Raw genomic sequence first — 11023 nt, forward strand, 5'->3', positions numbered from 1 at the left:
CGTAGGAGCGCGGAGCAACCCCTTATCGGGTACTCCCCTTCAGGGATAAACGGGAACTAACTGGTTCGTTCACAGGATCTGCAAGCTGTTGGGGCAGTACCGCCATTGCTTCTGTTTGCCGGGCACCCCGCCGCAAACACACCTTGCTTACCGTTCTGGGCAAGCACTACAGGTTTTGAATATGCCATACTATTTCCTCCTTTCCGTGGCTACACGGGTAGGCTCATATTCAGGGATTCACCGAATCCCTTTTTTTAACGATAGCCCTTACGCTGTTCCAAAAGGTATCGTGAAAAACCAATTTCCTACTCAGGGGCACACAAGGCGGAAACCTGTACACGCACTTCCGCCTTTGTAGTTGTTGCTATGTAGATCTTCAATTTTCTGAAACATAGGACAAAAGAAGCAACCACCTTTCAGGGTTCGGCGATAGTCCGGGGAACTTTCTGGGCCTATTGGGTCAACCACTGCATCGGCACTTATGTTCTGATAGTCGTACCAGTCCCAACACCATTCATCTACATTCCCGCTCATATCGTATAAGCCCAGCAAATTCGGCTTTTTCTGGCCTACCGGATGGCTTGTATCGTCAGAATAGCCCCAGCAACTCCACGCTACCTCTTCCTGATCGTCACTTCCTGCGTATTCATATTCCCAGTCCGGCACATTCGGGTTCCCTCCCCGCGCAGCACATTCCCATTCCGCTGCTGTGGGCAGCCGGATGCCGTTTTTGCTTCGATCCCAGTCCATCTTGCTTAAATCGTTTTTATCACGCGCCCACTTAAAACGGCCAATCCGGTACACCGGTTCCAAACCAAGCTTCTCGCTGTAGGCGTTGCACCATATCATCGCATCATCCCAACTTATATTTGCTACCGGTTGTCCCTTGCCACCGACCGCCGGGTACAAAAATTCCTGATAATTTATTTCTGCACCAGGGTTGGCTATAACCGGCTTCACGCCGCACTGCCCCTCGGCAAGCTGGTAGTTATTTTTTAAGGCCCATTGACGTACCTCGTCCCACAGTTCCCAGGTTACCGCATATTTCCCGATACTATAGGCGCTTAGTGTTACCGTTCGGCCCTTGATGAATACCCCTGCCGTCCCAAAGCCGGGGATTACCAGTTGTTGCCCCCTGGGGATCACCGTTACCATCCCCGGTACGGACGGAGAAGGCGCTTGTGCGGGGGATGCCGCGGGAACCGGCGCTGCATTAGGCGCAGGCGCCGCCACAGCAACCGGCGCTGTATTGGCTGCCGGGACAGCACCGGCAACCGGCGCCCCGCAGGACATACAAAACCGTGCGCCATCATTGAGTTTTGTTCCGCATTGTGTACAAAAAGCCATTATTCTTTTCCCCTCTCTTTATTTGTGATCCCGTACTACCCGGAATCCGTTACTTGAATCCAAACGCTGCCAACCAATATTGTAGGCATTGGTAAGACTGTTGCCGCTTGTCCAGGGTTCTATCAAAAGTTTGTCCATGTCCGCCAATGCCAAATTGACGTGAACCAATTCAGCCTCCCAGTAGGTCGGCAGACGGTAACCCGAGTTGTTCTGTTTCTTTATTTTTTCCCAAAAACCAGTCCCCGCCGAAATTGCTTCGGTAAGGTTTCCGTGAAAACCGGCGTTTTTCAGAACCCCTCCCTGCGCATTGGCGTAATACGGAGCAATGTCGGAATATTCGCTCAGGGCATTACACCAAACAAACGCGTTCTGAATATCAATGCCGTACACCTCACCGGATCTACCCTCCCGTCCATTGCGGGTAAACACATAACCCTGGGTTACTGCCCATTCGAAAACATCAAACCACAATTCAAAGGGCACAATGTCTTTACTAATCGAAAACGGATTAAAGGTATCATCCCTTGTTCTGGTATCAATAAAGCCAAAGGCATTGTTCAGAACAAAATGTTTCCGTTTTTCAACAACGGTAATCATGGGAAACCCTGTATCCACCGCAGAGGCGGAGATTGCTGCCGCCGGTACGGTTCGGGCGTTTGCTGCGGGCGCCGGTGTTACAGGAACGGTATTCGTACCGGATGTCGGCGGGACGCTTTCGCTTTTCGCCGCTTGTATTTTGTACAGGGCCGCCTTCCCGGTATTGGTCAGAACAACGCCCAACTGCGAGAGCAGGGTATACGAGGCATCTTTGATTACCGAAGTATCCCGTATTTCCGTGAGGATACAGGTTTTAGTGAACGATGCCTTGCGTATACCGGTTTCCGTATCGACCACTGCCAGCTGCAGAAAAAATTCATTGCTTATTATTTTTACTATGGAACCGGCGAGAATATACTGCGCATTGAGTAGCCGGCCAATACGGATATAGTCTTCGTCGGAAAAATTGCCCGCCGTTGAAAAGGATTGTTCGGCGAGCAGGACATCCAAATTCAGCCGGTCCAGGACAGTCATGCGGGAGAAGATGTTGAAATCACCGGTAAGTATGCCTTGTATCAGGACCGGCATCCAGGATTCGCTGTCAGGCAGACTGGACACAGTTGGCTGCAGGATGGCGATCCGTATGCCCGCGCCATCCTTACCGTCCACAATCAGCGGCGCGTCTTGGGGAAACTCCACACGCGCCGGGTCCTGCGGCGCAGAAGCACAACCCAACAGAAGCAGCGCAGCAAAAATTGAAACAATCCTTTTCATTATCATTGTCTCCCCTGGTTTGCCTTATTTACCCAAGATCAAAAGGTCCCCTTTAGACAGCGGCCTATACAAGCCGTCAATCTGCCATAATCCGCTATTGTCCCCTTCTATTTCCGCCCCTCCTGTGTTTGTTCAATTGCCATTTCCCGGGTTGACGAATTCTCGTTTGCTGCAAAAACCAGAGCTTGCAAAATGCCGATGATATACTCCTGTTTTTCCTCATTTAGGGCAGAAAATGCATTGCATACCTTGTCAAGCTTTTCCTCTTTTGTCATGGCGGTTCACCTTATTGTAAAATACTCACAATGTAGATATATTATATCAATATGTGAGTTTCCGTCAATCCTCATTCCGTAGAAAAATACCTTGTTCAGTGAGTTTTTTTGTGGTATATTTGGCCTATGACCGTCAATGAACGCCTCAAACACGCCCGGAAAGCTCTCAATATGTCCCAGGCGGAGTTTGCCAAAGCCATTTTCATCAGCAATGGCTATATTGCGGAATTGGAATCCAATCACCGGAAGGTCAATGACCGGATTATTCACCTTATCTCGCTGAGCTTTGGGATTAGTGAAGTATGGCTGAAAAACGGCGAAGGTGAAATGCTGTACAAGACACCGGACGAAAAACTCCAGCGCATGATTAGCCTGTTCAACGATCTGCCTCCAAAGTTTCAGGATTATGTGATGGTGCAAATAGAAACCCTGCTCAACACTACCAAGACCGGGTAATCCTGGGGGGCGTTTTTTTCCAAATTTTTTTCCACGTCCAACGGTTTTCATCGGTAGATTGTATATACTAACCACATGGATAAAAGTTATATTTTTTAAGTCGAAAAAATGGCTTTTTTTGGCTCTTTGAGGGATTACAGGGGGCTGGTTAAGTTATTACAGGAAACCAAGCACTTTTGTTTACGGAACTAAGCTTCGCTTGCCATTTTAGACAAAAGAATTCTGTTCTTCCTGTTTGCCAGCCCCTGGCGTATCTTTTTAAGCAGCAGGCTCCCGGTTGGCTTGGTCAGCCCCAGGGCACGCGAGAAATTCAGCGGGGTGATATCCGGGCTGCGGTCATATAAAGCCGCCGCCGCAAACCACTTTTCCAGAGGAATACGGCTTTTGTGCATGAGGGTCCCTGCGCTTAGGGAAAGCTGATACCCGCAGACTGAACATTCAAACTGATTCCGCTTTTGCACAGGATAGTAAGCCCTGCCGCCGCAGCGGGGGCATATAAAACCCCTGGGCCAGCGTATCCTGAAAAGCCGCTCACCATAGTCCATAAGGGCCAGTATACCAGCCTGTAATAACTTAACCAAGCCCCCTACAGCCTTGGCGCCTGCGGAGATTCTTTGTGGTGATCATATTTAGGGTGACTCCTGGTGTCATACTTCTATAATTCCGTAATATTTTATTCTATAGACTTTTGTAGTATTCTATCGTATATTTTTAATATGCAACAACCATTAAGAGAAAGTAGCAAACCACAATTTTCTTCGATTACAGAAACCTTTACTGATATTGCAGAAAATATGAACAAACTTGCATCATTATTCAATGCATATTATAGGAAATTTTTAGTAGAGAGTGATTTTGAGTGTGATTTTACGGATGATTTTGCACCTGGAAAATCACGATTATTAGAAAGTGATCGTGGGGATGAAGTTATTGCTGATATCCGGACATCTATACAGCGGATATCTAAAGATGCCATGTGGTTAGCAGATCATATATCCCAACCCATTGATATCGTTACGTCAAATCGACAGTTGGTTTACTTGGCTGAATTACTGCAGCTAATAGGAGGCACTCAGTATTCATTTCAAAAAAATGGTACTATTGACAGCACTGAAAAACGCAAACTTGCTGAAATATACAAGGATTTGATTGACTGTATTAAAGCATTAAATACGTTTATTAATACAGTAAAACAACATGGACATCAGGATTTATATGATATCAATACTGCGTTACGACTTGCTCGGGAACTTGATACTTTCTCAATCTAAACCTTCATTAGTATCATCTTTTCAAGAAAGTCAAAGAAATCAATGTTAGCCTCAGCAAGTTGCAGTAGTAAATCCTTGTTATTTTTTACAAATTTTTTTATTTGGTTAATCTCAAAATAATTCAAATCAATTTTTATTTCTTGTGCTAATATGTGTGGTTTTTTGTCAATGCTCATAGGTACCATATCAGAGAGTATAACATGATCCTCTCTATTTGCCTGAAATTTAATTATTTTCCGTTTCCCCAATTTTTCCCAGCTATCAGAATCATCAAGAAATATATTTGCAGGTAAACCGCTTTTTCTTTTATATAAAGTTACTCCTGACTTCTAATGTCACCGTATGTCGATTCTGTATCTTTTTTATATGCATTTCCGCAAATACTCCCATACCCTGACCATGGCCAATGTATAAAGCCTGCAATAGGGTAAAAGGGCTTGACAAATAAAGAGAGCGGTATAAAATACTATCCTACTAATAAGTGCTTATAACAGGAGTAAAGCATTGGAGTATAAATTGGATCTAACGACCCCTGAGTCCGCGCCCGGTATTTTTGACTGGTCCATAGATGATGATCTCCCCCTGCTCTGCGCTCAAATTCCTGAGCAGTATTGGATAAATGCAACATTTTGTTTGGATGCAGTAAAGAATGATGCGCGGGTACTGCGCTATATGCCGGAGAAAAGCAAAACTGTGGAAGTCTGTAAACAATTTTAAAGCACTCTGGTATATACCCGAAAAAATGAAAACATCTGAATTCTATCTTGCCCTTTGCAGGGCCGAGGGAAAATGTCAATGATACTTTGTTATTTGACCCTGCGATGTTATTCCGCCTGCCTGTCGATGCAATGAGATACTATTTCCTGCATCGCGCCCTTTATCGTAATTTGATTTATCAATAGAGAACTTAACGGTTCTTCTCGCGGGAACAATAAGCGCCAGGGTATTTTCGACATAATCACAGGCTTGCAAATAGCGGCGTTCTCTTTGGCTGATCCATGATTCATCGGTACCCATGTTATTGAGTTTCTCAATAACAGTCCGGGAAGCGCCTTTACAGAAAGCATCACGGCTGCTACGTCCGCCTACTGCCATAGACAGCCGCTGTATTGCTTCTTTGAGGTAAACAAACATTTCATTTGCAACCGTTGCATAAACTTCATCACCAATAAACTGAATAGAAAAGGTATAATAGCTGGAGATATCATCTTCATAAATTAAATTTTGATTCCGCCTCATGACTACACCGTATAAATCCGCAACCGCAAGCGCAAGACTTTGCTGCCACAATGGAATATTTCTTTTTGTGGGGATATCGAAGGATGCCATGAAATCTCCGGCGGATATGCTGTATTCACTCATCAACAGTTGTGCTTTTTCTGCCGCTATTGCCGCCTCGTTAATCGAAGTGGATTCGGACATCGCAAAGAGTTTTCGTATTTTCTCTATAACCTTATCTTTTTCGGTTAATTCAGGCATTTCTACGCCCAAACACTTTTTCCTCAGCATTATGCAAAAAATATACCTCAGAAACAGAAATAATTCAACTTATTCGCCTTCTGCGACTTTGCGGTTAAAAAATCCTTAAGCGGAAAGGGTTATCTAGGGCGGCCTTACTGCGTCCCGCTGCGTGTCTCTCCGTTAATTGGCGGAATTTGCAGGATCATTCCCGGTAGTATAAAATCCGGATTGTTCTGGTGGGGGAATGCGGCCTTGTTGGCTTCATAGATGAGTTTCCACTTCGTCCAATCACCGTAGATGTAAGTCCGTTGGGCAATGCGGATCAAGGTATCCCCAAGGACAACCCGGTAGAAAGCGGGCAATGCGGGGGAGTTCGCCGCAGGCTGTGTCACCTCCGTCGGGGTTGCCACCTCCACTAGGGGTGTCACTTCCTCTAAGGGTGTCACTTCCTCCAGGGGTGTCACTTCCTCCAGGGGTGTCGCCTCTACAAGCAGCGCCGGTGATACTTGATCCGCTTCCGGCTGCCAATAGGCGTCCATCCACCGGGTTGTCGACAGGCGGTTTGAGTAGCTTAGGGGCTGGCCCAGGGTTTCCCGCCAGGTTCCCAGGTAGGGATACTGTTCGGCCAGGACCGGGTCGGCGTTCTGCAAATACCGGTACTCCGTTTCCGCCCCGGCATAGTCCCCCTGTTCGTACCGGGTTCTGGCCAGGCCGAGCCGGGCCAGGATGTTTCCCGGTTCCTGCGCCAGACTTTCCCGGTACAGGTTTTCTGCTTCATCGTATTGGCCGCGCACAAAAGCTATGTTTCCCAGGTTGACCGCCGCCGGGGCGTTTCTCTGTATACGGCGTAGTTCGGTTTCCGCATCAAGGAGCATTCCGGTCTTTCCGTATAAACTGCCCAAGTTATTCAGCCGTACCATGGCGGCGTTTTCCGATGGAGAAGCGGCGATCTGCTCTTGCAGTTCCCGGGCCCGGGGGCGGATTTGAAAACTGACATAGATGTCAAGAGATTCCTCGATGGCGCTGATAAGGCTGTCCTCATCCGGCAGTTCGGGCATCTTATCCGCCGCATCGCTCACGCTTACCGGCTTGTAGAGGGCCCAGGATTCTTCCATGGGGAAAAAGATTCGGTTCGATCCGGCGTCCTGCCATTGCCGGGCCCCTACCTGCCAAGCCTGATAAAAGGGAACACCCGTAAGGGTTGTTTCCAGGGGGACCCAAGCTTTCCCCCCATGGTAAATCAAATCATTGGGGAGAAAGAACTGTTCCCGCCCTTCTTCGCCGGTGAGCCCCGAATCAAAGGCCATGTAGATATGTCCCGGTATGGTGATAAACGCCGTGTCTATTCCCAATACTTCCAGCAGGGAGCAAAACAGGATGGAAAGATCGTCGCAGTCCCCGCCCCGGTAATACAGGGTCTGGTAGGGATAGTTCAGGGTATCCATGCTGCCTGCACTTTCCGACAGTTCAATATAGGAGCTTGTGGGGTCAATAACATAATTGATACCGTAGAGCTTGAGCGCTTCAAACAGGCCCAGGGCGTATTGGATATTCCGGGGGATAGGTCCTTCGGTGCTGTTAAGGGGCCGGAGCCGGGTATCGGTGACAGACTGGACATACCGGGCAAATAGTTTTGCTGCGGGGTCACGGGGGGAAACAAAGGAGGAAGCCCGGCGGTCATCGTCCCAATTCATGGCGTTCCGGTTGTAGATGGGCATTTGCAGCGGCAGCTCAGTTTGTTTCACCTGGCCCAGGGCCTGATAATTGATACGCAGGGCCGCATTGGCGGTGATGTTTTCCGTCAGGTCCATCATGGCTTCATTAAAAATGGCGGTTATCGGAACATCCACGGACTCCCCGCGTTTAAGATGCGGTATAGTATAAAACAGGGTTGGCTGCACCATGTACCGTTCCAGGTAAAACGAAAGGTTTACATTGCTTATGGCGGTATCCTCCTGGTTTGTAACCCGCACGGAGGCTAACGGGTTATTTTCGTACCAGGCGTATGACACCGGAAACACCGGTTCCTGGGTTTTCTTTTCCCCGCTTATCCTTGTTTCCCTGCGCAGTAATTCTAACAGATCCAGGCGGAGACCTACGTTAATACCCAGAGTATTGATGGAACTGGAGGGAGTAATACTGAGCCAGTTAAAAGCCGCGGCGGCATAGAGGGCAATAGCCGGGGTAAGGTACAAATCCGCCCCAATGCTTCCCCCAAGGCGCAACCGGGTGTCGGTGGTATCATCCCAGGAGTAGTTGTAGTTAAATATCCCCCCGTTTCCTTCCGCCCAGAGGGCAAGCCGGTCCATGGCGCGCCACTGGAAAAACAATCCCAGATTCCCCTCGGTAAAAACAACCGGGGACCCGGTCTCCACGGCAATTTGAAAAAAACCGCCCCCAAGCCGTAACCCCATAAAGGGCCGCCTCTGCGGGGAAAACCCAAAAGCCCACTCCGCCGCGCCCTCCGCCCCGAAACCGGGTACGAACAGATCGTCCCCCAGGGGAATGGCCGCGCCGGGGGAAAGCCGCAGGGCAAAACTATTTTCCCCATATAAAAGAGGAGCGGAGACAAGCAGCGCAAAGACAAGCGCAGGGAAGGCCCGGCAGCGTTTGTGTCCCATGCGATTACTCTCCCCGCTGCATAGCTGTCTTGGCAAGACCGCTTTTTGCGGCGGCATTTTCCGGGCTTAATGCAAGGGCCTTTCTAAACCAGGTTTCCGCTTCGGTATAATCTTTATCAAGCAGGGCAAGGTTTCCCCGGTTCGTCATGCCCGATGCGGCGCCAAGAGCGGCGGCCTGTTCAAATACGCCCTTCGCATCCTCCTGACGGTTTGCCCGCAGTAATAGTATCCCTAACTGATTAAATAAGGCCGCAGCGGGCTTGGCGCGGAGCTGATCCTCAAGGGCCGCTATCTTGGGCTCCAGCTCATTGGCAATATATATTGCAAGGGCGGTGTCCGCCCGGCGGCTTAAAGCCGCTTCCTCGGGCCGGGCGCTTACGGCCGCCACCGGGGGAACAACCGGGGGATAGGCCGCCCATGCGTCGGTAAGTCTGGTAAAATCAAGCGCTTCCCCCTTTTCAAAGGCCCGGTTCAGCCGTACGTTTCCCCCTTCCCAGCTATTCATAAAGCCGTTATTGAAATTGAGCATGGAAAGGGGCATCCACACTTCATCATTAATAACGAAAAGCTTCTCCATATTGTTAAAAAGACTGCCCGCTGTATTTTGGTTTATGCCTAAGGAATACAGGACAAGAAAATCGTCCTCCAGGGGTATAATCGCTGCGGGTATCCCCGATGATTCCAGGATGTTGGCGTAGAGCAACCCCAGATCCACCGCATCCCCGGAACGGAAGGCCAGGGTCTCCGCAGGGTATTGTATGCTGTCGACTTCAATATTAGTGTTACGTCCTGAGCCCTGCTGCCTTACACCTGCGCTCAGAAGGCCCTCGTACAGCCAGATAGAAAACTGCATATTCTGGTTTAGTCCGGTGCGCCGTCTGCTCCGGGCCAGGCCCACCACATACTTGGCGTATTCCAGGGACGCCGCTTCCGTGGGGGACACAAAGGCTGCAAGGCTTGCATGGTCCCCCCAACGATAGGCGTTACGGTTTACCACCTGCACCGTACTGCTAATAACCGCCGTCCGTTCCGCTCCCAGGAGGGTATAGCGGATTACCACTTCTCCCAGGATACGGCCATCCTCAGTAAAGTTAAGCAGCGCCGGGGCAAAGTCCGCATACAGGGGCAGTTCCGCATGGCGCCCCCTGCCGATAAAACCGATGTTCCCGCAGCTATACTCCGAGGAAGTATACTGCCCCGCCCGGAAGCTCACCCGCACATTCCGTATTTCCGCCGTTTCGTAGTTACTAATCCTGAGGGTCCCCACGCCGTTCCGCTGATAGAGGGACAGGAACAGGGGGTATACGGGCTCCTCCTGGATCAGGTCCAGATGCAAGCCCGCGGCATTTTTGGTGGAAAGGGTAAACTGGAGAGTAAGCCCGGCGTAAAGCCCCTCATACAGGGGACCGCTCTGGTACTTGTCCTGGTAGTACCGGTAACCGCCGTTCAGACCAAGGACAAAAAAGGGTGTAAAACGGAACCCCGCCTCCGCCCCGGCCCGCCAATACCAGGAGGAGGAACTACCGGTTTCCTGGTGCCCATACTGCTGAATAACCTGGGTAAGCCCAAGAGCCCCATCCAGGGTAAGGGCAAGCCGGGAGAAGGGATAGACGAAAAGCCGCGCCCCCGCCCCGGCGGAATAGAGCTGGATATCCCCCTCCGCCCCTTCGGCAAGATCCGCGTAGGCATACCCCCCTTCCAGGCCCAGGGAATACCCAAGCCCCCAGGGGTTGGTAAGGATACTGGAAACATCCAGGTCAAAGAGCAGGTCCCCCCCGTAGCCCATGGCATAGAGCTCGGCTATTTCGCCCTGAGGGATAAGCAGGAAGGGCCGGGGCCGCAGGGTAAAATCCAGGGCCGGAAGCCGGGTAAGAACCAGGAAGAAGAGGAAAAGGAGGGCATTATATTTCCGGAAACTCATGTCTATTTTGCCCTTTCATAGGATAATAATATCACAATTTGTAATAATCTTCAATATAACTATATTTTTTCAGGAAAAGAAGGGTGCCTGGCACCCGACCCGGAATGTCCATAAGGACAATGCCCTGGTCCACCGGTTCCGGTACTATGACCCGGAAAATAACTTGCCATTCAATGGACTGACCTCTATAATTGATGTGGAGCTGCCGAAGGCGGAGCAGTTCCTGACAGCGCCGGTTTCAGGGATGGCGCCGATTGAACGCTGGGCGGTATTTTTCCGGTATGCCCGGGAAAGCGCGCAGCGGGGCCTGATCAACGAAATACTCGACCAGGAGGAGGGAATACGGATGGCGACGGAAGA

12 protein-coding genes are annotated in these 11023 nt (G+C 49.9%); 3 read left to right on the forward strand and 9 right to left on the reverse strand.

Annotated features, from left to right (window positions below):
• Positions 1–56 precede the first annotated feature (56 nt).
• The 4 genes from LQZ19_RS00485 to LQZ19_RS00500 form a co-directional block, all read right to left on the reverse strand.
• Positions 57–188, reverse strand: a complete 132-nt coding sequence (locus tag LQZ19_RS00485) for a hypothetical protein (protein WP_411045665.1) — start codon at positions 186–188, stop codon at positions 57–59.
• 121 nt (positions 189–309) lie between these two features.
• The gene (locus LQZ19_RS00490; RefSeq protein WP_411045666.1) at positions 310–1347 is read right to left on the reverse strand and encodes an SUMF1/EgtB/PvdO family nonheme iron enzyme; all 1038 of its coding nucleotides are present in this window, start codon (positions 1345–1347) and stop codon (positions 310–312) included.
• A gap of 18 nt (positions 1348–1365) precedes the next feature.
• The gene (locus tag LQZ19_RS00495) at positions 1366–2658 is read right to left on the reverse strand and encodes a hypothetical protein (protein ID WP_411045667.1); all 1293 of its coding nucleotides are present in this window, start codon (positions 2656–2658) and stop codon (positions 1366–1368) included.
• 107 nt (positions 2659–2765) lie between these two features.
• Entirely contained in the window at positions 2766–2933 is a 168-nt protein-coding gene (locus LQZ19_RS00500) for a hypothetical protein (RefSeq protein WP_411045668.1), read from the reverse strand.
• Positions 2934–3059: 126 nt separating this feature from the next.
• On the opposite strand from LQZ19_RS00500, the gene LQZ19_RS00505 reads away from it, so the two are divergent.
• Complete coding sequence (locus LQZ19_RS00505; RefSeq protein ID WP_411045669.1) at positions 3060–3389, forward strand: helix-turn-helix domain-containing protein; 330 nt, start codon at positions 3060–3062, stop codon at positions 3387–3389.
• Positions 3390–3577: 188 nt separating this feature from the next.
• Here LQZ19_RS00505 and LQZ19_RS00510 read toward each other — a convergent pair whose 3' ends face one another.
• Positions 3578–3970, reverse strand: a complete 393-nt coding sequence (locus LQZ19_RS00510) for a transposase (RefSeq protein WP_411045670.1) — start codon at positions 3968–3970, stop codon at positions 3578–3580.
• A 135-nt stretch (positions 3971–4105) separates the two neighbouring features.
• Between LQZ19_RS00510 and LQZ19_RS00515 the strand changes: the two genes are divergently transcribed.
• Positions 4106–4660 (forward strand): hypothetical protein, encoded by a 555-nt coding sequence (locus tag LQZ19_RS00515; RefSeq protein WP_411045671.1) that lies wholly within the window; start codon positions 4106–4108, stop codon positions 4658–4660.
• Here LQZ19_RS00515 and LQZ19_RS00520 read toward each other — a convergent pair.
• Positions 4657–4845, reverse strand: a complete 189-nt coding sequence (locus tag LQZ19_RS00520; RefSeq protein ID WP_411045672.1) for a hypothetical protein — start codon at positions 4843–4845, stop codon at positions 4657–4659. The genes LQZ19_RS00515 and LQZ19_RS00520 overlap by 4 nt on opposite strands.
• Before the next feature lie 319 nt (positions 4846–5164).
• On the opposite strand from LQZ19_RS00520, the gene LQZ19_RS00525 reads away from it, so the two are divergent.
• Positions 5165–5377, forward strand: a complete 213-nt coding sequence (locus LQZ19_RS00525) for a hypothetical protein (RefSeq protein ID WP_411045673.1) — start codon at positions 5165–5167, stop codon at positions 5375–5377.
• A 75-nt stretch (positions 5378–5452) separates the two neighbouring features.
• Here LQZ19_RS00525 and LQZ19_RS00530 read toward each other — a convergent pair whose 3' ends face one another.
• The 3 genes from LQZ19_RS00530 to LQZ19_RS00540 all read right to left on the reverse strand — a co-directional run bounded on the left by LQZ19_RS00530 (position 5453) and on the right by LQZ19_RS00540 (position 10663).
• Positions 5453–6151 carry a DUF2786 domain-containing protein gene (locus tag LQZ19_RS00530; RefSeq protein ID WP_411045674.1) on the reverse strand — a complete coding sequence of 233 codons (699 nt, stop codon included), beginning with the start codon at positions 6149–6151 and terminating at the stop codon, positions 5453–5455.
• Positions 6152–6273: 122 nt separating this feature from the next.
• Positions 6274–8742 carry a tetratricopeptide repeat protein gene (locus LQZ19_RS00535; RefSeq protein WP_411045675.1) on the reverse strand — a complete coding sequence of 823 codons (2469 nt, stop codon included), beginning with the start codon at positions 8740–8742 and terminating at the stop codon, positions 6274–6276.
• A 4-nt stretch (positions 8743–8746) separates the two neighbouring features.
• Positions 8747–10663 carry a tetratricopeptide repeat protein gene (locus tag LQZ19_RS00540; protein ID WP_411045676.1) on the reverse strand — a complete coding sequence of 639 codons (1917 nt, stop codon included), beginning with the start codon at positions 10661–10663 and terminating at the stop codon, positions 8747–8749.
• Positions 10664–11023 lie beyond the last annotated feature (360 nt).

Origin of the sequence: Treponema primitia, from assembly GCF_046533075.1 — a bacterium.
In the GTDB taxonomy this organism is placed as follows: Bacteria; Spirochaetota; Spirochaetia; order Treponematales; family Breznakiellaceae; genus Termitinema; species Termitinema primitia_B.

Excerpts from the sequence above, each read along its gene's own strand:
- LQZ19_RS00485 (WP_411045665.1), bottom strand. The coding sequence starts at position 188 with ATGGCATATTCAAAACCTGTAGTGCTTGCCCAGAACGGTAAGCAAGGT.
- LQZ19_RS00490 (WP_411045666.1), bottom strand. The coding sequence starts at position 1,347 with ATGGCTTTTTGTACACAATGCGGAACAAAACTCAATGATGGCGCACGG.
- LQZ19_RS00495 (WP_411045667.1), bottom strand. The coding sequence starts at position 2,658 with ATGAAAAGGATTGTTTCAATTTTTGCTGCGCTGCTTCTGTTGGGTTGT.
- LQZ19_RS00500 (WP_411045668.1), bottom strand. The coding sequence starts at position 2,933 with ATGACAAAAGAGGAAAAGCTTGACAAGGTATGCAATGCATTTTCTGCC.
- LQZ19_RS00505 (WP_411045669.1), top strand. The coding sequence starts at position 3,060 with ATGACCGTCAATGAACGCCTCAAACACGCCCGGAAAGCTCTCAATATG.
- LQZ19_RS00515 (WP_411045671.1), top strand. The coding sequence starts at position 4,106 with ATGCAACAACCATTAAGAGAAAGTAGCAAACCACAATTTTCTTCGATT.
- LQZ19_RS00520 (WP_411045672.1), bottom strand. The coding sequence starts at position 4,845 with ATGGTACCTATGAGCATTGACAAAAAACCACACATATTAGCACAAGAA.
- LQZ19_RS00535 (WP_411045675.1), bottom strand. The coding sequence starts at position 8,742 with ATGGGACACAAACGCTGCCGGGCCTTCCCTGCGCTTGTCTTTGCGCTG.
- LQZ19_RS00540 (WP_411045676.1), bottom strand. The coding sequence starts at position 10,663 with ATGAGTTTCCGGAAATATAATGCCCTCCTTTTCCTCTTCTTCCTGGTT.